The sequence below is a fragment of the uncultured Maricaulis sp. genome (assembly GCF_947259345.1).
GTDB lineage: Bacteria > Pseudomonadota > Alphaproteobacteria > Caulobacterales > Maricaulaceae > Maricaulis.
This window is the reverse complement of record NZ_CAMYLS010000013.1, coordinates 119,921-144,538: the sequence shown is the minus strand read 5'-3', so window position 1 is coordinate 144,538 and position 24,618 is coordinate 119,921. Positions and strand designations below refer to the sequence as shown.

The following is a 24,618-nucleotide window of genomic DNA, read 5'->3' as shown; positions in this document are numbered from 1 at the left end:
CCCGCTCTTCTGCGTAACCGCGAACACGCCTAGGCTCCGCAACCATGACAAGCCTGTTTGAAGCTGCCGGCCTCGATGCCGACGCCCCGCGCCCCCTGGCCGACCGATTGCGGCCTCAGACCCTGGAAGAGGTTGTTGGCCAAGGCCATCTTCTGGCCGGGAAGGGGCCGATTGCCCGCATGCGCGCCCAGGGGCGTCTGGCCTCCCTGATCCTGTGGGGACCGCCCGGTGTCGGTAAGACAACGATTGCCCGCCTGCTCGCCGAGGACAGTGACCTGGAATTCGAGCCGCTCTCGGCCGTCTTCTCCGGTGTCGCCGATCTCAAGAAGGCCTTTGAGCGTGCGCGCGCCCGTCGCCAGCAGGGGCGAGGCACGCTGCTCTTCGTTGACGAGATCCACCGCTTCAACCGCGCCCAGCAGGATGGCTTTCTGCCGGTGGTGGAGGAGGGGACTGTGACTTTGGTGGGGGCGACCACCGAGAACCCGTCCTTCGAGCTCAATGCCGCTCTCCTGTCGCGCTGTCAGGTCCTGGTCCTCAAACGGCTCGATGATGACGGGCTGGACCTCCTGATGCAGCGTGCCGAAGCCGAAATGGATCGCAAGCTGCCGCTCGACAGCGAGGCCCGGGCCGCCTTGCGTTCGATGGCGGATGGGGATGGCCGCTACATGCTCAATCTGGTCGAGGAGGTTTTCACCTTCGACCCGGAGACCGAGGTCAGCGCCGATGACCTGTCTGTTCTGCTCAACAAGCGGGCCACGGCCTACGACAAGGACCGAGAGGAGCACTACAATCTCATCTCGGCCCTGCACAAATCCATTCGCGGCTCAGACCCCGATGCCGCGCTCTACTGGTTTGCCCGCATGCTGGAAGGCGGCGAGGATCCGCTCTTTCTGGCGCGCCGCCTGGTGCGCATGGCGTCCGAGGATATCGGCCTGGCCGATCCGACCGGCTTGATGATCGCCAATGAGGCGGCCCGGACCTATGAACGCCTCGGCTCACCGGAGGGCGAGCTGGCCCTGGCCCATGCCGTCGTGCATCTGGCGACGGCCGCCAAGTCGAATGCTGTCTACGTCGCCTACAAACGGGCCAGGAAGGCCGCGAAGGCGACGGGCTCCCTCATGCCCCCGGCGCACATCCTCAACGCCCCGACCGCCCTGATGAAGGACCAGGGCTATGGCAAGGGCTATGAGTATGATCATGACGCGGAAGGCGGCGTCTCCGGGCAGGACTATTTCCCGGACGACATGCCCGACCGCCCGGTTTTCTACGAGCCGCGCGACAGCGGCCGCGAAGCGGCGATTGGCGAGCGATTGGCACGCTGGCGGCAGGTTCGAGATCGCCGGCGCTCATAATGCGAACCTTGCCAAGCGACGCAGAACGCAGAATTCTCCCGGCCTGACCAACTCTGGGGGGAGTTCACATGAAACCGGAACGCATTCACCTGACGCTTGGCCTCATCTGGCTCATCATCGGCATGCTGCTGGGTGAGCACATGGGACGCTCGGGCGATCACACCCAAATGCCGACCCATGCCCACATGATGCTGCTAGGCGGTGTCCTGCCCATCCTGTGGGCCATTCTCTATCGGGTGTTCCGGCTGGGCAGCGGATTGCTGGCCTGGGCCCAGGTCGCACTGCACCATGTCGCCGTGCTGGTGATGATCCCGTCACTCTATCTGATGTATGGGCAGCTGGCCGAGAGAGCGACTGTGGGACCATTGTTGGGGATAGGCGCCGTATTGGCGATCGTGTCCGCGGCGTTGATGCTGGTGCTGAGCCTGCGCGCGAAGGGCTGAGGGCTAGTTTGAGCAGCTCGACCCGTAAAACGCCGTACTGGTTTCGCGATACGTGGCGAGTGGCTCCATACCGAGCTCGGCTCTCATTGCGTCAACCGTTTCTGGATCCTCCAGCGGCGGATAGACCTGTTCGCCGTCTTCGCAGCGAAACTGAGACCCGTAGCGCTGTGGTCGACCCTCTGCCAAGGCCACCCGGTCATAGAGCAGGGCATAGCGCTGCCCGTTGAACTCACCCGCCAGTGCGAGTGGTTCCACGAGAGTCAGCAATCGTTGTTGGGCGGCGAGGTCGCCGTGCTGGACCAACGCCGCGATGTCACTTGCCAGCGATGGCATGGCGGCATTGAGCGCGGCAAAGTCATACGCATCTAGCAGGCCGATTGCCCATTCCGTATTGTCGCCATCGACCGCGGCGAAGGTATCCGATGTTTCTGCGATTATTTCCGGGCGCGCGCCGGCGTCGAGATCGGTGCGGGAAATCCGCGACAGGAGCAATTGCCGGATATATCGGTCGCGTGCCTTGCGCGCCGCCATCTCCGCGACGAGGTCGCCCCATTGCTCATAGGCGCTATCAAACTCTGCGATCAGTGTCGGCGCGTCAGTGGGAAGGGCGGGTTGGGCTTCAGCGATAACTCCGGGGTCTGACGTCGGTGTCGCATCCTCAACCGGCGGCTGGGCCCCGGCGTCCTGCAGGACAAGCATGGCGGCCAGAATGAATACAGACATGAGGCGACTCCCTGAAGCTGTCAGGCAGTCTAGCGTGGCGTGTGGCGTATCCAAGGCGCTCGGTGGCAAGAAGACGGTCAGGCAAAACAAAAGCGGCAGTCCTGGGGAAGACTGCCGCTTTCATTTGGGGACGGGTGCGATCGGGACGGGGGACTGTGGGGCGTGTCGCCGGTGCCGATCGGATGCCGCTCTGGTTGAACCCTTTTGGGACAGGTTCGACCTAAGCAAGAGTGCCGGTCAGGGCAATCGTCATGGCACCAAACACACCGGCCACGAAAAGTACGTTGATCACGGTCGAGAGGGAGTTCGAAACGCGGTTCATCATGGGGGAGATCCTTATCTTCTTGGCGGCCGGGCCTTCCCGGTTCGCACGTTGGTAAATAAGGACTTAGCGCCGTCACACAATTGACATTACACCAAACCACCCTTGCATAAATGCATGGGTTACGGCATATGAAATGAAATTAAGGATTGGTTAGGGTGGCGTTAATGCGCCGGACAGACCGGTGTCGATGCTTGCCAAGCGGGTCGCATGACCCTATCGAGCCGGAATGATCCATTATCTTCTCGTTGGCGCCGGGGGCGCACTCGGTGCCGTGTCACGCTACCAGGTCGGCCGGCTCACCTTTCGCTGGTTCGGGCCGGAGCAGGTCTGGGGCACGTTCGCGGTCAATATCGCGGGCGGCCTCATGATGGGCTTGCTGATCGGCTGGCTTGCCGCGACGGACCGCGCCGACCAGCAATATATCCGCCTGTTCGGCGCCGTCGGCTTTCTCGGCGGCTTCACGACGTTTTCTGCCTTCTCTCTGGAGATGGCGAACATGGTCGAGCGCAAGGCGCTCCTGCCGGCCTTTGGCTATGCGGCGAGCTCGGTCATTGTGGCCCTCGCGGCCGTCTTTGTCGGGCTGTGGATCATTCGGAAGGGCTTCGCATGAGCGGCGTTCAGACCCTGAAGGTTGAAGCCACCGAAGACGGATCGCGCGTGGACCGCTGGTTCAAGCGCCGCTTTCCGCACGTCTCGGCGATCATGGTCCAGAAATTGTGCCGCAAGGGGCAAATCCGGGTCGACGGGGGGCGGGTGAAGGGCGATAGCCGGGTCCATGAAGGCCAGGAAATCCGCGTCCCGCCACTGCCCGAGCCGGGCGAGCGGCCGCCGTCGGCGACGCTGTCGGACCAGGACATCGCCTATGTGAAATCACTCGTCATTTATGAGGATGACGAATTGATCGCCTTCAACAAGCCCGCGGGCCTCGCCGTGCAGGGCGGTTCAAAAACCACGCGCCATCTCGACGGACTTCTGGACGCTTTCGGTGAAGGCCTCGACCGGCCGCGCCTGGTGCACCGGCTCGACAAGGACACGTCGGGCATCCTCATTGTTGGCAAGGGCCCGAAGGCCACCTCGCGTCTCGCCAAGGCCTTCCAGTCGCACAAGACCCGAAAGACGTATTGGGCAATCGCGATCGGTGTGCCCAAGCCCAAAATGGGGGAGATCAAGGGCTTCATGCGCAAGGCCGCCGCCGTCGGTGTCGACAGTGAACGCGAGACCATGGTCGCGGCCAGTCACGGCGATGATGGCGCCCTGCACGCGCTGACCCGCTATGTCGTGATCGGTGAGGCCGGGCAGAAGGCCTCCTGGGTCGCCCTGCGCCCCGTTACCGGCCGGACACACCAGCTGCGCGTCCATCTCGCCGCCATGGGCACGGCCATTCTCGGTGACAAGAAATATACCTGTCACCGACCGGCGCCCGAGGATTTGGGGCGGCGTCTCTGCCTGCATGCGCGTCGCCTGGAGGTGCCGCGCCCTGGCGGCAAGTCGCTCGTCCTGACCGCCGATCTGCCGCCTGCGTTGAAGAAGATTTACGACACGCTCGGCTTCTCGGTGAAGGAGATCAACGAGGCGGATATCGAGGAGGATCTGGCCTAGGCTGGCGCGGGCCGGACCTGGTTCAGCCGTTCTTCAGCACCTGCTTCGCTTTGAACGCAGCGATTTTCTCCGGGCTGGTCTCGGTCTGGTATTGCGCCTTCCAATCGGCTGGCGGCATGCCATAGACCCGCTCGCGGGCCTGGTCCTTCGTCACGTCGATACCGCGCTCGGCGGCCGCTTCGCGCCACCAATCGCCCAGACAATTGCGACAGAAATCGGCGAGCAGCATGAGATCGATATTCTGAACCTCCTTGTGAGCGTCCAGATGCGCGACGAGACGGCGAAAGGCCGCGGCATCCAGCGCCGTGCGTTCAGTCTCGGTGATATTTTCCGGCAGGGTCATGAAAGGGCGTGCTCCGCTTGGCCTGTGACGCATAGCTAGCATGAGGCGGGGCCTGCTTGCCAAGCCGCGCGCAGCCGCCTATGTCGCGGCCAAGCAGACGGAGCCTCGCGGCGTGAGCACACCCCTGAAACTTGCCATCTGGGATATCGACGGCACGATTGTCGACAGCCGCCAGGTGATCCAGACTGCCATGGACCGCGCCTTTCGCCGGGCCGGGCTGGGCGGGATCGAATATGACCGCACCCGCACCATTGTCGGCCTGGAATTGACCGAGGCCGTCACTCGGCTCGCGCCGCCAGATTATTCGGCGGAGAAGGCTGTGCAACTGGCCACCTACTACAAGGAAGCCTTCGTCGAGCATCGCGCCGAGGCCGGTTTTCAGGAACCACTCTATGAGGGGGCCCGCGAGACAATCGAACGCCTGGCCGATGAAGGCTGGCTGATGGGGGTGGCGACAGGCAAGGCACGCCGGGGCCTCGACATTGTCTTCGGTCATCATGACCTGCATCGCTATTTCGATACGGTGCAGACCGTTGATGGTGGTGCCGGCAAGCCGCATCCGCGCATGGTTCTGGACGCGATGCGCGAAACCGGGACGGACGCCTTCCAGGCGGTGATGATCGGCGATACCCGCTTCGATATGGAAATGGGCCGTAATGCCGGTGTCCATACTCTCGGCGTCAGCTGGGGTTTTCACACACCCGAGGAAATTGAGGCCGGCGGCGCCCATTCCATCCATCATGATTTCGCCGCCCTGGACGCCGAACTCGACGCCTTCGCCGCGCGGGTGGGCAGCGGCGAGGCGGCAGGCCGAATCACAGGAGTTGAGGCGTGACCGAGAATTACGAGACCAAGCCGGGCGTGAAAATTCCCGAACGCGAAAACGCGCTCCCCAAGCGTTTCTACAAGGCGGTCAGCTTGACCGAGGCCGAGGGCGGTCACGCGGTCCTGCTCGACGGGCGTCCGGTGAAGTCGCCGGCCAAACAGCCCCTGACCCTGCCGAACCGGGCGCTGGCCGAGCTGGTCGCGGCGGAGTGGGATGCCCAGGGCGAGCGTATCGATGCGCCGTCCATGCCGGCGACCCGCCTCTGCTTTGTTGCTATCGACCTCATCCCCAATGCCCGCGAGGCGACGGTGGCCGAAGTGACCAAGTATGCGACCACGGACCTTGTCTGCTTCCGCGCGCCCGAACCGCCGGAGCTGGCGGCGGCACAGGCGGCGTCCTGGGATCCGATCATTGCCTGGGCCCGTTCGAAACTCGATGCGCATTTCGTCCCGGCTCCGGGGGTTATGCCGATCGACCAGGACCCGGTCGCACTGCAGCGCGTGATGCAGCGCACGAGCGAACTGGATGATTGGCGCCTGACGACGCTGGCACATGTGACCGCTGTCTGCGGATCGGCTCTGCTCGGCCTGGCCCTGCTCGAAGGCGAGATTGATGGCGAGCAGGCCTTCGTCCTGTCCACGCTCGACGAGCATTTCCAGATCAGCCAATGGGGCGAAGATCACGAAGCGGCGGCCCGGCTGGCCCGGCTGCGCACGGAATTGCGTGTCATGCATGAGGTCCTGCGCGCATTGGACGCGGCGCCGGCGGCTTGAAGCCGGGCGTCAGTGCAGTAGGCTGCGCGCATCAAGTCTCGGAGACGGACCATGGCGGATACGGCGACCACACAGAGCGGCAAGACCGGCCCCGGCGGCCTCTTTGATTTCGACGCCTTGCGCAATGCGAATGTGCGCACAGAGCCGTATAACTATTTCGTGGCCGACGGTGCGCTGAGCCCGGACGAGGCGGCGGATGTGCGCCGTGATTATCCGGCCATCGACAAGCCCGGCTATCTGCCGCTGTCCAAGCTGGAAGCGAGCGGCGAATTCCAGCGTCTGATGGAAGACCTCAATTCAGCCGAGCTGGCCCAGGTCCTGACCGACAAGTTCGGTGTCGACTTCACCGAGAAGCCGCGCATGATCACCGTGCGCAAGCTGTCCCAGCTCTCCGATGGCCCGATCCACAACGACTCGAAGTCGAAAATCCTGACCATGCTGACTTATCTCAATGCCGAATGGGACGGGACGGGAGCCGGCTGTATCCGCGTACTCAACGGTCCCAAGGATTTCGAGGATTTCACCGAGGAAGTCCCGCCGCTCGCCGGTTATGTCTTCGCCTTCCTGCGCGCTGATAATTCCTGGCACGGGCATCTGCCCTTCGAAGGCGAGCGTTATGTTGTCCAGACGACCTTCCTGACCTCCCAGGAAGAACTTGACCGCAAGGAAAACCGCGGCGGCCTGCAGTATTTCCTGAAAAAGCTGAACCCGTTCCAATAGGCGGCGTGGCGGTTACCGTCCGGGCCTATGACGAGACTTGGCCTCAACGCTTCGAGGTCGAGCGAGCGCGCCTGTCTGCTTTGCTGGGGGGATCCGTGAGCCGCATCGAGCATATCGGCAGCACGTCCGTTCCGGGCCTGGCGGCGAAGCCAATCATCGACATACTTGTGGGCACAGACCGTCTGGACCGGCTCGATGCCTGCAATGCCGCCATGCGGGCAGCGGGCTATCAGGTGAAGGGCGAATACGGTCTGCCCGGCCGGCGCTATTTTCGTCGCGATGCGGCCAACGGAGTACGCCTTGTGCATATCCACGCCTACCAGACCGAAAGCGACGGCTTTCGCCGCCACCTCGTCTTTCGCGATTATCTGAGAGCCCATCCCGATGAGGCCGCGCGCTATGGAGACCACAAACTCGGTCTGGCGGGTTCGGGCGCACTGGACGGTGCGGGGTACCAGTCAGCGAAGTCCGCGATGGTCGAGCAGATCGAGGTGCGGGCGCTGCTCTGGGTCCGGGAACGCGATCAGAAGGCGTGAACGGCGGCCCACTTGTCGAGGCGGCGGAAGGCTTTTCCGGGCCAATGAGAGACGCGTCCCAGCGGCAGCGCCCGGGCGGTCCTGTCGACCAGCTGGCCGGCCCGCACCATGGCGTGGGCGAAGGAGGGGCGCTCCAGTCGGCCACTCACCACGCCGAAGGCGGCATTGGAGAGGCGGCGCTTGAAGTCGTAATCGCCCGGCCCGAGATGGATCTCCTTGACCCCTTGGGCTTCCAGGAAGCGCGCGATCTCGAGATAGAGCGTCAGGCCAGGGCCCAGCTTGGAGAATTCCGGCCAATAGACCGGGAACCAGTAGTGCAGGGCGCGATCCGAGCGCATGCCGAAATGCGCGGCTGCGAGCTCGCCATTGATTTCTACCGTCGACAACAGGCCGGCGAAGGCCGGCGTGTCCGTGTCGAAGAGGTCTTCGATCAATTGCCGCGCCCAGCTGGCCACGAAGACGTCGAGCGCGCCCGTGCGGCGATACTGCGCCCGCTTGGTCTCGATGACGGCGCGTAGCGCTTCAGGACGGCGGTCGTCGAGACGGAAGACGACATCACCGCCCATCTCGGCCAGCTTGCGCTGACGGGCGCGGATATTGCGCATCGCCTTGGCGTCTTCGCGGGCACAGTCTTCCAGAAAACTGTCATAGCCCGCGGACAGGTCGGAGACCCAGGATAACTCGGCCGGTTGCGAACTGGCGCGCGCGAAACTGGCCTGGTCGGCGAGGGCGCCATGAAAATTGAATATCCCGAATCCGCTTCCCGCCAGCGCCGCCTCGATGTCGAGGTCCGGCGTGTCCGTGATCAGGCCGTGATGGTCGCCCAACGGGCCGCCAATGGGTCGCGCCACGCCCGAACGGGACAGATGGAGCGGCAGGAAGCCGGCAATTGTGCCATTTCGGTGCAAAATTGCGATGCGCGTGTCCGAGCGGGTGCGGGCGACGGCGCGGGTGAAGTCGACAGTAAAATAGGGCGAGCCGAGCGATGGGGTGGACGCGCGAAAGGCGTTCCACGCCTCGCATTCCGACGCACCAAGCCCGTCAATGCTCACAATCTCGGTCTGCATATTGTGGCTGCCCATGCGCCCGTCCCCAATCCGGTTCTCCGTGATCGGCTGCAATCCTTGCGCCGCCCGGCCTGTGACTGGCGCACCGGCTTGATTGCGAAAGCGTTCGCGGGTCTGCTATCTGGCGCATAACAAGAATCCCGACGGGGGAAGGATTGGCCATGAAAGACGTGATCGAACAGCTCGAAGCCAAACGGGCAGCGGCGCGCATGGGCGGTGGCGAGAAGCGGATCGCCGCTCAGCACACCAAGGGCAAGCTGTCGGCGCGCGAACGGATCGAACTCCTGCTGGATGAAGGCTCCTTTGAGGAGTGGGACATGTTCGTCGAGCATCGCTGCGTCGATTTTGGCATGGCCGACAAGAAGATCCCGGGCGATGGCGTGGTCACGGGCCACGGTACGATCAATGGCCGTCTCGTCTATCTCTTCTCCAAGGATTTCACCGTCTTCGGCGGTTCCCTGTCGGAGACCCACGCCCAGAAGATCGTCAAGGTTCAAAAGGCCGCCATCCAGAATGGCGCCCCGGTGATCGGCATCTTCGATGCGGGCGGGGCCCGGATCCAGGAAGGCGTCGCCTCGCTGGGGGGCTATGCCGATATTTTCCTGCAGAACACGCTGGCCTCCGGTGTCGTCCCGCAAATCTCCATGATCATGGGGCCGTGCGCCGGCGGTGATGTCTATTCACCCGCCATCACCGACTTCATCTTCATGGTGAAGGACACGTCCTACATGTATGTGACCGGCCCTGACGTGGTGAAAACGGTCACCAATGAGACCGTCACCCATGAAGAACTCGGGGGTGCGTCCATCCATGCCAAGAAGTCCGGCGTGGCTGATGGCGCCTTCGAAAATGATATCGAGGCCCTGGTGCAGCTGCGCCGCCTGATCGATTTCCTGCCGCTCTCCAATCGCGAGACGCCACCCAAGCGCCCGACCCATGACAATGCCGATCGCCTGGAGCCCAGCCTCGACACGCTGGTCCCGTCCAATCCGAACAAGCCCTATGATATCAAGGAGCTGATCGAGAAGGTCGCGGATGAGGGTGATTTCTTCGAGATCGCGCCCGACTATGCCGCCAATATCGTTACCGGCTTCGGCCGTCTCGACGGTCAGCCGGTCGGCTTTGTCGCCAATCAGCCCATGTCTCTGGCCGGTGTGCTCGACAGCGATGCCAGCCGCAAGGCCGGCCGCTTCGTGCGTTTCTGCGATGCCTTCAACATCCCGCTGGTGACCTTCGTCGACGTGCCCGGCTTCCTGCCCGGCACCCGGCAGGAATATGGCGGGCTGATCAAGCATGGCGCCAAACTCCTCTTCGCCTATGCCGAGGCCACCGTGCCCAAGCTCACCGTCATCACCCGCAAGGCCTATGGCGGCGCCTATGACGTGATGAGTTCGAAACATCTGCGCGGCGACGTCAATTACGCCTGGCCGTCAGCCGAGATCGCCGTGATGGGCGCCAAGGGCGCTGCCGAGATCATCCACCGCAAGGATGCCGACAATCCGGAAAAAATGGCCGAACACGCCAAGGAATACGAAGACCGCTTCGCCAACCCCTTCGTCGCCGCCGGTCGCGGCTATATCGACGACGTCATCATGCCCCACGGCACCCGCAAACGCCTGATCTCGGCGCTTAGAACGCTGAAGAACAAGAAAGCGGAGAACCCCTGGAAAAAGCACGATAATATTCCGCTTTAGGGGGGCGCCCGGCGCCTTCGCCGCCGCCCCTCCGTCTCACCGCTACGCGGCGACCCACCTCCCCACGATGTGGGGAGGAAAAGCCAGACTGTCTTTCTTCCCCACGCGTCGCGAAGTGGGCCGCAGCGCCGCTGCGGGTTGATGAGGTGGCCGCAGGCCATCTCACCTCAATAATGCCGCCGACACTGCACCACCTCCACCCGCTGCCCATCCCCGGCCCCCACAACCCGATAGACCAGCCTGTGCTTGCTATCGATCCGTCGTGACCACCAGCCTGACAGCTCGCCTTTCAGCGGTTCCGGTTTGCCCAGGCCTTCGAACGGGTTGCGGCGGATGTCTTCGATGAGTTGGAGGGCGCGTTTGGCGAGGCGGGCTTCGTGGCGGACCAGCCAGGCAAGATCGTCGAGCGCCTGGGGCGTCAGCTCGACATTCATGACGCCGGGGCAGGACCGGTTTCGTCCTCGGCCCAGCCGATGAAGGCGGCCGGGTCTTCCGCGAGGCGGCGCAGCGTGTCCGGCGTCAGGGAGCGGGTCTCACCGGCTTCGGCGGCGGCGATACTGTCACGCAGGCGGCGGGCATTGGCCGGGCTTTCCAGCAGGTAATTGGTTTCCTGCAAGGCTTCCCATTCCGACAGTGCCACCATCACCACCGGCTCGCCGCCCTGACGGGTGATGATCGCCGGCGCCTTGTCGGCGGTGACACGCTCGACCAGGTCCTTGAGCGTCGCGCGCGCTTCGGAAATGGAGAGGATGCGGGGGAGTTTGGTCATGGACTGATTGTACAAATTTTCGTACGTTTATCAAGCGGGCGCCTGCGCTCACTCGCCCATAACTCGCTTGCCGAGAGTTCGCCGTACCCAGTTCTTCAGGTCAAGGGCGGCGAAGCCGCCGCTTCGCGGTTGTACCCTTGACCTGAAGAAGTGGGTGCGGCCTGCTGGCTGACAAGCGATGTATGGCTCAGTCCACGCGCGCGACTTTCCAACAGTCACCATTTTTCCCGGGCGAAGACCCGGGACCGACCGCACCCGCTTTGAAGCGCTGAGCCGCCCGTTGGTCCCGGATAGCGCTGGCGCGCTTCCGGGAAAAATGTTGTGGAACTGGGGCGAGGCAAGCGTTGCTAGCCCGCCCGCACCGCCTTCTCCAGCATCGCCGGATAGCCGCGCGTGATGCAGGTATGGCCCTCATAATAACCGCGCTCCGCCAGCAGTTTGTGAAGGCGGGGCAGGTTATAGGGCGGGACGGCGGCGAACATGTGGTGTTCGAGGTGGTAGTTCACATTGTTGGGCGCCACCAGCAGCCGCTCGAACCAGCGTGCGATCGTCGTGTGGGTGTTGAGGCGCGGCTCTGTGTCATAGCGGTCGATGGCCACGCCATGCTCGCCGATATTCCTCAGCCGCATGATCGCCGGATAGACAAAGAGCCGGGCCACCCACCACAGGGCGTAGGCCCAGACGGCACCGGCAGCGGCGAGGGCGATGATCAGCACCAGCTGGAAGGCGAGGAAGGGCAGCTTGGCCCGCCAGTCCGGGGCCTTCCAGGCCATCACCATTTCCTTGAACCCGGTCTGGCCGGTGAGGTCGCGGGTGAATTTGCGGCGCAGACTGTCGCGCGTCACCGGATAGGCTTTCACCAGGCCCTGGTCGGGGTCCTGGTCCGTTCCGGCATGGCGGTGATGATCGAGATGATAGTCGCGATAGAGCTGCAGCGGCACATCGACCGCCGCGCCGCCAATCCAGCGGCCGACGAACTCATTGAGCCAGGGCGTGCGGAAGAGCGCCTTGTGAGCACAGTCATGCAGCACAATGGACAGGCCGAGCTGACGACCCGCGATCAGCAGGATAGCAGCGAGGAAAGTCAGCGGGTTGGGCCAGACAATGGCCAGCGCGAAGGCCGCCGCCAGCAGCGCGATATTACCGCCGAGCATAAGCGCGCCCTGCCAGTTCGTGGACCGCGAGAGCGCGCGCAATTCCTCGCGGCTGACGCAATCGGACAGCTTGCGGTCATTGCCGACCGGATGGGGTCTGGCTGTGGATGTCTCGCTCATATCGTCCTGCCGTTTTCACGCCCGTTGCCCGGGTCTGCTTGTGCCATTCTCACGCAGAATGCCGGGCGGGAAAAGGGGGCTCAGTCGGCGGCCCTGGCAGCGCGGCGCGGCAGCAGGCCGACGATAAAGGTCACCAGCAACACGCAGCCGATCGGGTAGAGGTCGTGGGCGGGGGCATTTCCTTCGGCCATGCCGACGAGCAGGGTGAGGGCGAGGATTACGCGCCCGCCGCGCACACGGGCCCGGCTGAGCGGTTCGCCGCGGGCATCGCAGACACTGTCGGGTTTCGGGCAGAGCAGGGCGCTGGCCAGGCCGATCACGACCAGACTGCCAATGATCGCCATCAGCGTCGGCGAAGCGGTTTCCGGCCAGAGCAGGGCGGCGAAATCGCCTTCCAGCGTGATCAGCTGCCAGACGGTGAAGGACAGCGCGATGAGTGCTGCAATGAGGGCGAGGGTGCGCGAGCGATCGAGCTGGACATCGATGGCGATGGCAATGGCCGCCACCAGGCCCATCAGAGCATAGCCTTCGGCAAAGACCGAGAAGCCGGCCAGGATCAGCACCATCACCAGATCGCCGGGCTTGGCGGGCTGGCCGACCGTGCGGTTGACGGTGCGGGTGGCCATCAGGGCGAAGGCGAGGGTCCACACCGCGACCGGCAGGCCCATGACCAGCGCATAGAGAATGAGGCCGGCGCTGGCGAAGGCGGTGAGATTGCGGTCGGGATCGGCTTCCCGGCCCAGCGCCCAGACGAGGAAGCTCACCAGCATGCCTTCCAGCCCCGTGATCACGGCATTCACGGCACCGCCGCCGGCCGAGACATAGGCATAGGCGCCCAGGGCGAGGCCGATGATCGGCAGGGCAATCAGCACGGCGCGATTGGTGGGATATTTCGCTTCCAGCGGCCGGGCGATGGAGGACAGGCGGTAAACGGATTTGCTCATTGATCGATTCCTCTTTGCACCGGAGACTAGGACGACTCGCGCCTGGTGCCAGCCTCGGAGGGATTGCGAATGATGGATGCCATGCTTGTCTCGACCGGAATGGCGGTCTGGACCGTGCTCGTACACATGGTCGGCCTGGGCTCTTTGCTCGCTGTGGCCCGTTTTCGTAGCAGCCGAATCGACCCGCATGGCTCCATCCTGCGGCAGGCCTTGTTCATCCTCATCATCGTACTGGGTTTGTTTGTCGTTCACGCGGTGGAGATCTGGAGTTTCGCCTTGGTCTATCTCGCGCTGGGGGCGGTGTCGGGCCTGGAGGAGGCGCTTTATTTCTCCACATCAACCTTCACAACGCTGGGTTATGGCGATGTCATCATCGACAATGAATGGCGACTGGTCTCGGCGATGGAGGGCTTTACCGGCTTTTTGATGATCGGCTGGTCGACTGCCTTCCTCGTCTCCATCGTGGGCAAGTTGCGCGCCCTGGAAGCCGATTGGCTCGACCGCCCGCGCCGCGATGACTGACGCAAGCCGTCGCCGCCGCTTGCCGCCCCCGGGCAAGCCACGCTAAACCCGTGACAATCGTGCGGTATCCACCCGCACACGGATCAAGGGGCCAGCATGTTCAAGAAGATCCTGATCGCCAATCGCGGTGAGATCGCGGTGCGTGTCATCAAGACCTGCCAGCGTCTGGGGATTGCCACGGTGGCGGTCTATTCGGAAGCCGATGCCGACAGCCTGGCCGTGGAAATGGCCGACGAGGCCGTCTTCATCGGACCTTCGGCGCCCGGCGAGAGCTATCTGGTGCTTGAGAAAATCCTCGATGCGGTGAAGCAGACCGGCGCCGATGCCGTGCATCCCGGTTTCGGCTTCCTGTCCGAGAACCCGGCTCTGCCCAAGGCGCTGGAAAAAGCCGGTGTCGGCTGGATCGGTCCGAATATCCACGCCATTGACGCGATGGGCGACAAGATCCGCTCCAAGCAACTCGCCGCCAAGGCGGGCGTGTCGACCATTCCCGGTGCCGATGGCGAGATCGCGGATGCCGACACGGCGCTCGCAGCCGCCAAGGCGATCGGCTATCCGGTCATGCTCAAGGCCTCCGCCGGCGGTGGCGGCAAGGGCATGCGCATTGCGCGCAGCGACACCGAGGTCAAGGAAGGCTTCAAGGCAGCCCGCAACGAGGCCAAGTCCTCCTTCGGCGATGACCGCATCCTGATCGAGAAATTCATCGAGGAGCCGCGCCATATCGAGATCCAGGTGATGGGCGACAAGCATGGCCATGTCATCCATCTCAATGAGCGTGAGTGCTCGATCCAGCGCCGCAATCAAAAAGTCCTCGAGGAGGCGCCATCGCCCTTCCTCGACAAGAAGACCCGCGAGGCCATGGGCGCCCAGGCCGTCGCGCTGTCGGCAGCGGTTGATTATGACAGCGCCGGCACCGTCGAATTCATCGTCGACAAGGACAAGAATTTCTACTTTCTCGAGATGAATACCCGTCTCCAGGTCGAGCATCCGGTCACCGAGCTGACCACCGATGTCGACCTGGTCGAGCTGATGATCCGTTCGGCCTATGGCGAGAAGCTGGGCCTGACCCAGCGCGATGTGCCGATCAAGGGCTGGGCCGTTGAGGCGCGGCTTTATGCGGAAGATCCCTATCGTGGCTTTCTGCCCTCCATCGGGCGCCTGAAGCGCTTCCAGGAGCCCGCCGAGGGCAAGCTGGGCAAGGGCGAGCTGCGCATCGATTCCGGTGTGCGCGAGGGCGATGAAATCTCGCTCTTCTATGACCCGATGATCGCCAAGGTGATCGGCTATGGCAAGGATCGCGAGACCGCGATCGACACGCTGGCTGCCGCCCTGGACCGTTTGCATGTGGAGGGCCTGCAGTCCAATGCCCCCTTCCTCTCGGCGGTGCTCGACGAAGCCGATTTCCGCTCTGGCCGTATCCACACCGGCTATATCGGCGAGCATTATCCCGAAGGTTTTCACGGCACCGCGCCGCGCGAGGAACAACTTGTCGCGATGACCTGCGCCGCCGCCTTCGTGCACGAGACGTTCGTGCGCCGGGCCAGCGAGATCGAGGGCCGCATGCGTCCCGCTGCCGAGCCGAGTGTCCGCGAATGGGTCGTGTTGCTCGACAAGCGTCGCATTCCGATCGAGATCGAGATGACTGGCTCGGGCCGCGCCTCCATCTGGGCCCCGTCCCTGGCTTCGGAGCGCCTTGAACTCGACACGGAATGGCGCGCCGGACAGCATTTGTTCGAAGCCAATATCAATGGCGAGACCATTGCCCTTGAATTTGCTGACCGCACCGAAGGTTACAAACTGCGCCACCGTGGTTTTTCGGCCGTGGCCCTGGTGTGCACGGCCCGTGCGGCCGAGCTCCACGCCCTGCTGCCGGAGAAGGAAAAACCGGACATGGCCAAGCTGGTCACCTCGCCCATGCCGGGCCTGGTGGTCTCGCTGGAAGTCGAGCAGGGCCAGTCGGTGAAGACCGGTGAGCCGCTGGTCATCGTCGAGGCCATGAAGATGGAAAACGTGCTGCGTGCAGAAACCGATGGCACGATCAAGTCAATCAAGGTCGAGCCTGGCGCGTCTGTCGCGGCGGATGAACTCCTGGTGGAGTTCGACTAGACGACGCCCCGCCGCCGAAAGGACCGCAGCGATGGACTGGCAGTTTCTCCTCTTCAATCCCAACGGCCGCATCGGTCAGAAGGACTTCTGGATCGGTGCCGCCATCCTATTGGGTGGCAATATTCTTGCGAACATTCTGCCGATTCTGGGTGGCCTCCTGTGGCTCCTGCTGATCTGGGTCGGGATTTGTGTTTATGGCAAGCGGCTGCACGATATCGGGCAGACTGCGCTGATTCACCTCATTCCGTGGGCGCTGAACTTCCTGGTCTTCATTCTGGCAGTCATGATGGTCGGTGGCGCAATCATTTCAGCCTGGATGTCCGGCGGAGATGTCGGTCCCGGCCTGATCCTGTCAGCGGGCGGCGGCCTCTTCTCTCTTATGTCTCTGAGTGTTCTGATCTGGGCCGGTTACACAATCTGGCTGGGTCTGGCGCTGGGGGAAAACGGTGCCAATCAATACGGTCCCAAGCCGGCGATAGAGATGAAGCCGGCATTCGGCGATGGCCCGAAACCCCAATCTCGACAGGCGAATGACGATACAGGCCCCGGCGGGTCCGACATCTCCCGCTGAACCGGCTTCGCCTCTTGCGCGAAACAGAGGTGCTGGTTTCGCGGAATCCGCGTAGACTTCCCTCGTTCATCACAGGGGAGGGTCAAGGCCATGTCGTTCGACAATTTCATTCTCAAGCCCGCGGAAGCCAAACGAATCCTGTTCGGTTCATCGGGAAAGCTTTCGCCGCAGGACTTTGCCAAGGGCATTATCGCCATCGTGGCGGTCAATCTGGTGATTCAGTTTCTCACATTGTTGCCGGGACTTGGCGCCTTGATCGCCCTGGTCGGATTGGTGGTCGGCCTGGTTTCGCTCTACGCGTGGGTGTGCGTTTATTCCAAGCGCTTCCATGATGCCGGCAAGTCCGGATGGATGACGGTCGGCGCCATAGTCGGTGTTGTCATTGTCGCGGTGGCTGTCAGTTTTGTTCTGACTCCGCTCCTGAGCGGTGGAGCCACAACCACGACGACCGGCATGGCGATCACGCTCGGGGGAGTCCTGGCGTCCAGCCTGGCCGGCCTGATCGGGAATGGCGTTGTCGGCTACATCGTCTACAAGATGTAGGGGTGCTGCTAATCGTGCGGGGCAGGGCGGGTTTCGTGCCGAATCCTGCTTGAATTGCGGCTGATCCCGAACATATTCGGGGTCGGCCCTTTTCGCGTCCAGGATGACCGCCATGAACCCGTTTGCACTTGCGCTTCCCAATCATCGAGCATCAGTCTCCGCCTTTGTGCTCGGCCTGCTGGTATTGGCAGCACTTGACGCCTTGCGCTTGTCCTTCGGGACGGCTCCGATACCCGGGATTATTCCGCTCGCGGCGATCTGGTTTGTCTCTTATTCGCTCTTCGCCAATCGCCGCCGCCATGCGCGGCGACAGACCGGGCTTGCCATCCTCCCCGTCATACTCGCCATCCTGGCCAAGGGTGTCGGTGCGATGGTTGGAATCGGTATGCAGGTCTTCGATGCCATGTTGACCTTTGCCGAGGCGCAGGGCGTCGACACGTCGGATCAGGCGGCCTTGAACGAGGCCATGATGGACCCCGGATTTCAGCCGGCATTCCAAGCCTGGCTCGAGTCGGACGAGGCGCGTCTTCTTGAAATGCTCACTGCCGGCGCCTGGCCGTCCTTCATCGCGTTCTGGGGTGTTGTCGGTGTGTTCGGCTTCTGGTTTGCGACCTTGCAACGCAATGGATCGGCGGACGCCTAGGGCCGCTCTTTCGCAAGTGCGGGCGCCTCGACCCGCCGGACATCGCCGAAGGCCTCTGTCCAGGCTAGGTGCAACGCCACATCGAAATCCGCCATCGAGACCTGATGCCCGAGATCGGCCAGTGAGGTGACGCCGTAAAGCGGATTGGAAATCCCGCACGGTGTGATTCCCGTGAAATGGTCAAGATCCGGATCGACATTGAAGGCGATGCCGTGGAAGGACACCCAGCGGCGCAGGCGCACGCCGATGGCGGCGATCTTGTCCTCGCGTCCGCCGCTGCGATTGACCCACACACCCACGCGACCTTCGCGAATGCCGGCCTCGACGCCGAATTGGGCGGCGGCACCGATCAGCCAGTCTTCCAGCGACTGGATGAATTTGCGCACATCGCGGCCGCGGCGGGTCAGGTCGAGCATGACATAGGCCACGCGCTGGCCCGGCCCGTGATAGGTGTATTCCCCGCCACGTCCGGTCTCGAAAACCGGGAATCGGTCTGGCGCGAGCAGGTCATCGGCCTTCGAGCTGGTCCCGGCCGTATACAGCGGCGGGTGTTCCAGCAGCCAGACAAGCTCCTTCGCCTCGTCGGCCGCGATCGCGGCCGCACGCGCTTCCATGAAGGCGAGAGCCGGTTCATAGGGCGTCAGACCGGGCGAGATCGCCCATTCGACGTTTTGTAATGTCATATCCTGAAGTCTTAACGCTGCGGAAACCGTATTGGCCAAACATCAGCCTCGCGATGATGATCCGCAAGTCCTGGAGTGCGACGTGAGTCAGATCAGTTCGGTGGAAGTGGAAATTTCAGTCCTGTTGGGCCGGTCGAAGATGCCGATCCAGCAATTCCTCCGCATGGGACGCGGTGCGGTGATCCCGCTCGATTCGGGTGAGGACGACCAAGTGTGGATCCTGGCCAATAATCATCCCATCGCCCGCGGTGATGTTGTCATCCAGGGCGATCGCATCGCCGTGTCCATAACGGGACCGGCAGATGCCAATGAATTCTTCGCAGCTGCATAAAGCGTTGCAATACCCTCTTCACAAGGTGCGGGGATGTTGCTATCTCCCGCGCCTCCATGACGTGCGGTCGTGGCGGAATTGGTAGACGCGCAGCGTTGAGGTCGCTGTGGGGTAAAACCCGTGGAAGTTCGAGTCTTCTCGACCGCACCATCACTCTCCGGAGCGAGAGCGATAACTCTACTGAATAGCTGAGAATCCACTGGTGGCGGCTCGCATCTTGCGGTCGGTCAGCTTGGTTTAATCCCGGGTTTATCGCTGTCGCGGTCCAGAACTGCCAGTCGGTAGGCCGCCGAGACGCAGGCGATACTGCCCAGGCAATAGGCGACAATCAGCAGGTTGAGCGGCAATTCCTCGAAAACCAGTGTTGCCCAGTAGCGTGCGGTGCCGAAATCACCCGGCAACTCGCCGGGGCTGGCCGGCAGATTCGCGGCGATCAGATCGACCAGCGCGCTTGACCACAGCATGACCGGGATCACCAAGGCTGTCGCGGCCAGGGCGAAGATCCACAAACTGGCCGCCAGGCCGGGTCCCATACCGACCGAGCGCTGCAAGGCACCGCCAAACCAGTCGCGCTGTCCCAGTACACTCGCCGGATAGAGGAAGCTCAGCCGCGCGAAAAGCACGCTCAGGCGGATCGCGGTGACGCCTGCCAGGGCGCCGACGACGTGAAGGGGCGCCTCGCCGGTGATACCGGCATAGCTGGCAAGGGCGACCAGGAGCGCTGCCACGAGAAAGACCATACCGGCTGTGGCCAGGCCCAGCAGACCAAACACGATCGACCGAAGCAGGATGCGCCAATAGCCGGCTTCCGGCATCTCAATGCCCACCGCCCGCGCCGGGCTTTCCAACAATGCGCGGTGTCCAAGGAAGATCAGGACGGCGGTCATCATGGCATCGAACACGGAGGTCGAGCGCCCGATCAGGCTGTAGAGAAGGCTCACGACCGTGTAGCCGGCACTGACACCGATCCACAGCAGGATAAGGCTTCCGGCCCGCTCGCTTGCCGAGCGGATCGCGAGCGAGAGGACAGTCCGCGCCGATGCGCCGTGACCGGTGCCGGCGCTGCGCAGGAAGCTGCTCATCAGAAGGCTCAGCAGGGCGATGCCACCGCCCACACCCAGTCCGATCAGGACCGGCCAGTTTTCTTCAAGAAACAGATTGAACACGCAGCGCCCCCGCAAACCCCGACTTTGTGTTTATCGAGTCATCCCGGGGCGTCAATGTGGCGCCTGGCGCTGCACAAGGCGGCAATGACGCCTGAAATTCGCCATTGAGTGCGTCTAGATGCGGTTTTCCCGACCGGTCGATTGAGCTTGTACGGACAGGCGGTTAAGACTGCCGGGTAAGGGCGCTGACAGCGAGCGGCCCGATCATCGAACTCCCACGGAGGCCTGCATGGGCGAAGCCGCTTTTGATGACGACGTCCTGATCGATTCGCCTGCCCGGGCGGATACGGATCCGGAATTTGTCGCCAATCTGCGGCAGGCCATCGCGGATGGCGCGGACGACCTCGTCCGGCGCATGCTGACCCCGCTGCACGAAGCCGATATCGCCGACGTGCTGGAACAGCTCTCGGCCAGCCAACAGGGTGCCCTGGCAGAGCTGGCTCCGGACATCATCACCGGTGAGGTCCTGGCCGAGCTCGAACCGGATTCGCGCGAAGTCGTGATGGAATACCTGGATACCGCCCATCTGGCAGCGGCGATCCAGGAACTCGACTCCGATGACGCGACGGAAGTCGTCGAGGAGATGGATGACGAGACGCGCGCCGCCGTGCTCGCGGAGATCTCCGACAGCGAACGCGAAGCGGTTGAGCAGAGCCTGTCCTTCGAGGATGAGACGGCCGGTCGTCTCATGCAGCGCGAATTCGTCGCGGCCCCGGAATTCTGGTCTGTCGGCCACGCGTTGGATCATATGCGCGATGCCAGCGAGGACCTGCCGGACAAATTCCACGACCTGTTCGTGATCGATACCGGCTTTCGCCCCGTTGGCGAAATCCCCGTCTGTCGCCTTCTGAGCGCGCGCCGCGATGTTGCGCTGAGCGATCTGATGGAAACGCCGCGCATCCTGGTCGAGCCGGAAACCGACCAGGAAGAGGTCGCTTATCTCTTTCAGAAATATCACCTGGTTTCGGCGCCGGTCGTCGACACGGCCGGACGCCTGACCGGTATGTTGACACTGGATGATATCGTCCACGTCATCCAGGACGAGAACAAGGAAGACATGCTCGCCCTGGCCGGCGTCAACGAGGCCGGCCTGGCCGATACTGTCTACCGCTCGGTGCGCTCGCGCGCGCCCTGGCTGCTGGTCAATCTGGCGACGGCCATCCTGGCGTCCGGCGTAATCGCGCTGTTTGAAGGTGCCATCTCGCAGGTCGTGGCCCTGGCCGTTCTGATGCCGATCGTCGCGTCCATGGGCGGCAATGCCGGTACCCAGTCCCTTGCTGTGGCCGTGCGGTCGATCGCCGAACGCGATCTGACCGCAGCCAACGCCTTGCGGGTGGTCTGGCGCGAACTGGCCACCGGCATGGTCAATGGCATCATTTTCGCCATCGTCATGGGCGCGGTGACGGTCTTGTGGTTCCAGGATTGGCAGCTTGCGGGGGTTATCGCAGTCGCAATGGTACTCAATCTTGGCTGCGCCGGCCTGTCCGGGATCCTCATCCCGCTGGGCATGGTGCGGGCCGGAGCGGACCCGGCGGTCGCGTCATCGGTTTTCGTCACCACGGTCACCGATGTCGTCGGCTTTCTGGCATTCCTGGGACTGGCGACGCTCGTCCTCTTGTGATGATATTCCCGACCGGGTCGGCAAGGGCCTGATCAATCGAATGGTGAAGACGTGCGTTTTATTGCCCTCATGCTAACCCTGCTGGCCTTGGTGCCCGGTCCTGCGTCCGCCCAGGGCGGGTGGGGCAGTGCAGCCCGACTTGATGCCTCCCGCGCCGGACTGGGTGTCGTGGTTCATGAAGGCCGGATTTATGCGGCGGGGGGAGCCGGACTGACCGATCCGCGCGACGAGTTTGAAAGTTATGATCTGGCGCTGGATCGCTGGTATCCGGAGACGCCCCTGCCGCGCGGGCTGGAGCGCTTCGGCATGGCCTCGATCAATGATCGCATCTATGTCGCTGGCGGCTATTCGCGCGGCGAAGATGGTGTCGCGCCAAGCGCCGGAGTGTGGTCCTGGTCTTTCGCCGGTAATATCTGGCAAAGCGAGGCGGCCATGCCGGCAGCCAAGGCAGACTTGGTCTTGGTGGCCTTCGGTGAAGCCCTCTATGCCTTTGGTGGCTTGAGCGATGATGGCAGCGTCTTTGTGTTCGATCCCGAGGCGCGCAGCTGGGAGACGCTCGCCGCGCCCGAAGGGCTCACCCGTCGGGGCATGGCGGCCGCGGTTCTCGATGGACGGATTTATCTGGCCGGAGGTCGCCTTGACGGGGTCACCCAGACCCGCTTCGACGTGTTTGATCCCGAGACCGGCCAATGGTCGCGTGGACCTGAACTGTTATCCCCGCGCTCCGGCGCCGCGATGGCCGTGCTGAACGGGCGTCTTCATCTTCTTGGTGGGCGGGGCGATAATGCCCGCGAAACTCTACAGACGCATGTTTCCTGGCAACCGGGCGAAACGACCTGGCGAGAGGAATTGGTCTTACCGGCACCGCGTACCGGCGGTGGAGCGGCCGTGCTCGATCAGAGAATTTACCTGATAGGCGGCGGGTCCGGCGGTGGATTCCTGGCACCGTTCACAGCGCTCGATTCCACTGATGTCTTTGATCCGGGGCATGAATAGGGCTCCGGCGTCAGGCTTGCAGAGGACCGGTCATTCCTTGACGCGCTGTCCTGAAACGGAACACGCATGAAACCGCGATTGAAAACTTCTCCGGCTGCCCGCGAACTGATCAAGCGGTTTGAGCCGTTCCGAGCTGAGGCAGTCCAGAGCGAGGATGGCCGCTGGGTTGTCGGCTATGGTCATCGCGCTGCCGCCAAGGCAGGCGTGAAAGTGACTGAAGATGAAGCGGCACTCCTGCTCATCTATGATGTCATGCGTGCCGAGGAAGTCGTTGATGACAGCATTACCGGCCCGCTTTCGCGCAGCCAACGGGATGCGCTGACCTCCTTTGTCCATGATATTGGTGTCGACCGCTTCCGGGGGTCCGACGTCGCCCGCTATCTGTTCGAGGGCCGGGCACGCGCGGCCGGCGAGGCCCTGGCCTTGTTCGGCGATGGCGCATCCGCCCGTCGGGAAGCAGAAAGCTCGCTATTCCTCGATGCGCTCATGCCGGCGAAGCCGGGGCAATCCCGCAAGCCCCAGTCAGTCGAACTGGTCATCAAGGTCGAGCATCCCAGTGAGGAGCGTGTGCTGGAGGGCGCGATTGATGGCGATGAAGCGCCGCCACCGCCAAAAGCCTATTCCGATCTGCCGCCGCCACCACCGCCGCCCGATGCCGGGTTGGCGCGTCGGCGCGAAGCCGAGGACGAGATTGCCCGTATTCTGGCTGCCGTGGAGGCATTGCCGCCGGAAGTGCGACAGGACCTGACCGAAACCGCCATGGCACCGGTGGCCGACGCTGTTTCCGACATGCGCGACGACCCGATCGATGTGGACTACAAAGCTGTTGAGCCCGGGGACGCGGAGCTTGAGGCCGCGTCCGATGCAGCCGCGTCCGATGCAGCCGCCTCTGATGAGGCAGAAGCCGCAGGCCCTGATGACGGGGCGATCGCGCCGGTCGAGGCCGGTGCTGGGGAAGAGACAGACGCCCAGCCAGGCGACCCGTCCGCAGCCGACGCGGACCCGGAAGCTGCCGCCAATCGCGTGATCGCGCGAATGGACGAGGAGATTGGAGAGACCGGTACGGCGCTTGAGGAGGCGCCGGTCGGTCCAGCCGCCTGCGATGAGCCAGATGGCGAGCCGGAGCGCCCGAAGATGGCCGCGCCCATAGCGGCCTTTGATCTACCGGACGGCATGGGGCTGGGCTTCGTGCTGGCCAATTGCGAGCCGATCGCCGCGTCGGAATCCGCGGCATCAGAGACCGGTGCCACGCTTGCGCCGGATGCTGCCCCCGTTGAAATGGCGCCAACCCTGCCAGACCATTATGCGATGGAGCTGCCCAAGGGCATGGGCCTGGGCTACGCCCTGACCAGCGTCATGGAAGGGCGTTTGCAAACGGCCGATACAGCGGCGGCCCGGCCCGCGCCGACTGACGAGGTTCGCGCCCCTGCCACGTCTGGCGCGAACGCTGAAAGCGAACCGGATACGGTCACCGGCGAGGAGCTGGAAGCCAGTACCGACGCGGCGCCTGCGGAAATTATTGAGCGTGCCGTCAGCCTTTCCGGCGATGATACGCCGCCCCCGCATCCCGCCGAAGCCCCCGCCGAGGCAGTCGGGGCAGTGGGTGAGGTCGAGGGGGAACCCGCTGACCCGGCGCACTCTGTCGAACCCGGTACGGATGCCCTCGCAGGTGATGATCCGTTGATGGATGGTGCAGACCCGATGTCCGATGTCGAGGCAGATTTTTCGCCGCGTGACCTGGCTGCTGATGTCCATACGACGGAAGATCGTCCGGGCCCGCGCTCTGACGACGGCATGTGGACCTTCCTGGCGGTCCTGATCGCCGGTGGATTGCTGGCGGGCTTTGGTAGCGTGCTCGCGGCAGCCGAGTGGGATCACATCATCGCTCAGCGCGAATTGACGCTGAATTTTGGCATGGCGATCGCGGGATTTTTCCTCGTCATTGTGGCTGGATGGCAACTCGCTTCGATTTGGCTGTCCAAGTTGAAACAAAAGGCCGGCAACTAGCCGTTTTCGCGCCATTCTGTTTCACGGCCCGCACCGGTCTC

The 24,618-nt window shown here is 63.4% G+C and carries 27 protein-coding genes and 1 tRNA gene; 19 read left to right on the top strand and 9 right to left on the bottom strand.

What is annotated here, in order from left to right:
• The first annotated feature begins 44 nt into the window (after nt 1-44).
• Nucleotides 45-1,352 carry a replication-associated recombination protein A gene (locus Q0X62_RS07065; RefSeq protein WP_297733273.1) on the top strand — a complete coding sequence of 436 codons (1,308 nt, stop codon included), beginning with the start codon at nt 45-47 and terminating at the stop codon, nt 1,350-1,352.
• A gap of 68 nt (nt 1,353-1,420) precedes the next feature.
• Nucleotides 1,421-1,795, top strand: coding sequence for a hypothetical protein (locus Q0X62_RS07060; RefSeq protein WP_297733271.1), 375 nt, complete (start codon nt 1,421-1,423; stop codon nt 1,793-1,795).
• A 3-nt stretch (nt 1,796-1,798) separates the two neighbouring features.
• Here the strand turns inward: Q0X62_RS07060 and Q0X62_RS07055 are convergent, their stop codons facing one another.
• Nucleotides 1,799-2,518 (bottom strand): DUF6624 domain-containing protein, encoded by a 720-nt coding sequence (locus tag Q0X62_RS07055; RefSeq protein ID WP_297733269.1) that lies wholly within the window; start codon nt 2,516-2,518, stop codon nt 1,799-1,801.
• Nucleotides 2,519-3,069: 551 nt separating this feature from the next.
• Between Q0X62_RS07055 and crcB the strand changes: the two genes are divergently transcribed.
• Nucleotides 3,070-3,453, top strand: coding sequence for a fluoride efflux transporter CrcB (crcB, locus tag Q0X62_RS07050; protein WP_297733266.1), 384 nt, complete (start codon nt 3,070-3,072; stop codon nt 3,451-3,453).
• Nucleotides 3,450-4,442, top strand: coding sequence for an RluA family pseudouridine synthase (locus Q0X62_RS07045; RefSeq protein ID WP_297733264.1), 993 nt, complete (start codon nt 3,450-3,452; stop codon nt 4,440-4,442). The genes crcB and Q0X62_RS07045 overlap by 4 nt, the downstream gene beginning before the upstream one ends.
• Nucleotides 4,443-4,464: 22 nt before the next feature.
• Here Q0X62_RS07045 and Q0X62_RS07040 read toward each other — a convergent pair whose 3' ends face one another.
• Nucleotides 4,465-4,785 carry a DUF1244 domain-containing protein gene (locus tag Q0X62_RS07040; RefSeq protein WP_297733261.1) on the bottom strand — a complete coding sequence of 107 codons (321 nt, stop codon included), beginning with the start codon at nt 4,783-4,785 and terminating at the stop codon, nt 4,465-4,467.
• A gap of 112 nt (nt 4,786-4,897) precedes the next feature.
• On the opposite strand from Q0X62_RS07040, the gene Q0X62_RS07035 reads away from it, so the two are divergent.
• Genes Q0X62_RS07035 through Q0X62_RS07020 form a run of 4 tightly spaced genes read left to right on the top strand, consistent with a single transcriptional unit; the run spans nt 4,898 to nt 7,640 of the window.
• Nucleotides 4,898-5,620, top strand: coding sequence for an HAD-IA family hydrolase (locus Q0X62_RS07035; protein ID WP_297733257.1), 723 nt, complete (start codon nt 4,898-4,900; stop codon nt 5,618-5,620).
• Nucleotides 5,617-6,384: an ATP12 family chaperone protein gene (locus Q0X62_RS07030; protein ID WP_297733253.1), complete on the top strand. Its 768-nt coding sequence runs from the start codon at nt 5,617-5,619 to the stop codon at nt 6,382-6,384. The genes Q0X62_RS07035 and Q0X62_RS07030 overlap by 4 nt, the downstream gene beginning before the upstream one ends.
• 51 nt (nt 6,385-6,435) lie before the next feature.
• Complete coding sequence (locus tag Q0X62_RS07025; RefSeq protein WP_297733250.1) at nt 6,436-7,104, top strand: 2OG-Fe(II) oxygenase; 669 nt, start codon at nt 6,436-6,438, stop codon at nt 7,102-7,104.
• A gap of 5 nt (nt 7,105-7,109) precedes the next feature.
• A complete protein-coding gene (locus Q0X62_RS07020) occupies nt 7,110-7,640 on the top strand; it encodes a GrpB family protein (protein WP_297733247.1) in 531 nt (176 codons plus the stop codon).
• Here Q0X62_RS07020 and Q0X62_RS07015 read toward each other — a convergent pair.
• On the bottom strand, nt 7,628-8,722 hold the full coding sequence (locus tag Q0X62_RS07015; RefSeq protein WP_297733244.1) for a GNAT family N-acetyltransferase: 1,095 nt from the start codon (nt 8,720-8,722) through the stop codon (nt 7,628-7,630). The two genes, Q0X62_RS07020 and Q0X62_RS07015, sit on opposite strands and share 13 nt — an antisense overlap.
• A 146-nt stretch (nt 8,723-8,868) precedes the next feature.
• Here Q0X62_RS07015 and Q0X62_RS07010 point away from each other — a divergent pair, with 146 nt between their 5' ends.
• On the top strand, nt 8,869-10,401 hold the full coding sequence (locus Q0X62_RS07010; RefSeq protein ID WP_297733241.1) for an acyl-CoA carboxylase subunit beta: 1,533 nt from the start codon (nt 8,869-8,871) through the stop codon (nt 10,399-10,401).
• A 167-nt stretch (nt 10,402-10,568) separates the two neighbouring features.
• On the opposite strand, the gene Q0X62_RS07005 is transcribed toward Q0X62_RS07010, so the two are convergent.
• The 4 genes from Q0X62_RS07005 to Q0X62_RS06990 all read right to left on the bottom strand — a co-directional run bounded on the left by Q0X62_RS07005 (nt 10,569) and on the right by Q0X62_RS06990 (nt 13,388).
• Entirely contained in the window at nt 10,569-10,835 is a 267-nt protein-coding gene (locus tag Q0X62_RS07005; protein WP_297733238.1) for a Txe/YoeB family addiction module toxin, read from the bottom strand.
• Complete coding sequence (locus Q0X62_RS07000) at nt 10,832-11,170, bottom strand: type II toxin-antitoxin system Phd/YefM family antitoxin (protein ID WP_297733235.1); 339 nt, start codon at nt 11,168-11,170, stop codon at nt 10,832-10,834. The genes Q0X62_RS07005 and Q0X62_RS07000 overlap by 4 nt, the downstream gene beginning before the upstream one ends.
• A gap of 347 nt (nt 11,171-11,517) precedes the next feature.
• The gene (locus Q0X62_RS06995) at nt 11,518-12,444 is read right to left on the bottom strand and encodes a fatty acid desaturase family protein (protein WP_297733232.1); all 927 of its coding nucleotides are present in this window, start codon (nt 12,442-12,444) and stop codon (nt 11,518-11,520) included.
• 80 nt (nt 12,445-12,524) lie between these two features.
• Entirely contained in the window at nt 12,525-13,388 is an 864-nt protein-coding gene (locus Q0X62_RS06990; RefSeq protein ID WP_297733229.1) for a hypothetical protein, read from the bottom strand.
• Nucleotides 13,389-13,457: 69 nt separating this feature from the next.
• Here Q0X62_RS06990 and Q0X62_RS06985 point away from each other — a divergent pair, with 69 nt between their 5' ends.
• From Q0X62_RS06985 to Q0X62_RS06965, 5 genes are all read left to right on the top strand, one after another.
• The gene (locus tag Q0X62_RS06985) at nt 13,458-13,910 is read left to right on the top strand and encodes a potassium channel family protein (protein ID WP_297733226.1); all 453 of its coding nucleotides are present in this window, start codon (nt 13,458-13,460) and stop codon (nt 13,908-13,910) included.
• A gap of 96 nt (nt 13,911-14,006) precedes the next feature.
• On the top strand, nt 14,007-16,016 hold the full coding sequence (locus Q0X62_RS06980; RefSeq protein ID WP_297733223.1) for an acetyl/propionyl/methylcrotonyl-CoA carboxylase subunit alpha: 2,010 nt from the start codon (nt 14,007-14,009) through the stop codon (nt 16,014-16,016).
• A 31-nt stretch (nt 16,017-16,047) separates the two neighbouring features.
• A complete protein-coding gene (locus Q0X62_RS06975; RefSeq protein WP_297733220.1) occupies nt 16,048-16,587 on the top strand; it encodes a DUF805 domain-containing protein in 540 nt (179 codons plus the stop codon).
• Between the two features lie 90 nt (nt 16,588-16,677).
• A complete protein-coding gene (locus Q0X62_RS06970; RefSeq protein ID WP_297733217.1) occupies nt 16,678-17,130 on the top strand; it encodes a DUF805 domain-containing protein in 453 nt (150 codons plus the stop codon).
• A gap of 112 nt (nt 17,131-17,242) precedes the next feature.
• The gene (locus Q0X62_RS06965) at nt 17,243-17,773 is read left to right on the top strand and encodes a hypothetical protein (protein WP_297733214.1); all 531 of its coding nucleotides are present in this window, start codon (nt 17,243-17,245) and stop codon (nt 17,771-17,773) included.
• Here the strand turns inward: Q0X62_RS06965 and lipB are convergent.
• Complete coding sequence (lipB, locus tag Q0X62_RS06960; protein WP_297733211.1) at nt 17,770-18,456, bottom strand: lipoyl(octanoyl) transferase LipB; 687 nt, start codon at nt 18,454-18,456, stop codon at nt 17,770-17,772. The genes Q0X62_RS06965 and lipB overlap by 4 nt on opposite strands.
• 82 nt (nt 18,457-18,538) lie before the next feature.
• On the opposite strand from lipB, the gene Q0X62_RS06955 reads away from it, so the two are divergent.
• Together Q0X62_RS06955 and Q0X62_RS06950 are read left to right on the top strand one after the other, a co-directional pair.
• Nucleotides 18,539-18,787 (top strand): FliM/FliN family flagellar motor switch protein, encoded by a 249-nt coding sequence (locus tag Q0X62_RS06955; protein ID WP_041637474.1) that lies wholly within the window; start codon nt 18,539-18,541, stop codon nt 18,785-18,787.
• A 63-nt stretch (nt 18,788-18,850) separates the two neighbouring features.
• Nucleotides 18,851-18,937, top strand: a tRNA-Leu gene (locus Q0X62_RS06950).
• 77 nt (nt 18,938-19,014) lie between these two features.
• On the opposite strand, the gene Q0X62_RS06945 is transcribed toward Q0X62_RS06950, so the two are convergent.
• Nucleotides 19,015-19,953 (bottom strand): hypothetical protein, encoded by a 939-nt coding sequence (locus Q0X62_RS06945; protein ID WP_297733208.1) that lies wholly within the window; start codon nt 19,951-19,953, stop codon nt 19,015-19,017.
• Nucleotides 19,954-20,182: 229 nt separating this feature from the next.
• Between Q0X62_RS06945 and mgtE the strand changes: the two genes are divergently transcribed.
• The 3 genes from mgtE to Q0X62_RS06930 all read left to right on the top strand — a co-directional run bounded on the left by mgtE (nt 20,183) and on the right by Q0X62_RS06930 (nt 24,577).
• Nucleotides 20,183-21,574, top strand: coding sequence for a magnesium transporter (gene mgtE / locus Q0X62_RS06940; RefSeq protein WP_297733206.1), 1,392 nt, complete (start codon nt 20,183-20,185; stop codon nt 21,572-21,574).
• A gap of 51 nt (nt 21,575-21,625) precedes the next feature.
• Entirely contained in the window at nt 21,626-22,570 is a 945-nt protein-coding gene (locus tag Q0X62_RS06935) for a hypothetical protein (RefSeq protein WP_297733204.1), read from the top strand.
• Nucleotides 22,571-22,648: 78 nt separating this feature from the next.
• Nucleotides 22,649-24,577: a lysozyme gene (locus Q0X62_RS06930; protein ID WP_297733201.1), complete on the top strand. Its 1,929-nt coding sequence runs from the start codon at nt 22,649-22,651 to the stop codon at nt 24,575-24,577.
• Nucleotides 24,578-24,618 lie beyond the last annotated feature (41 nt).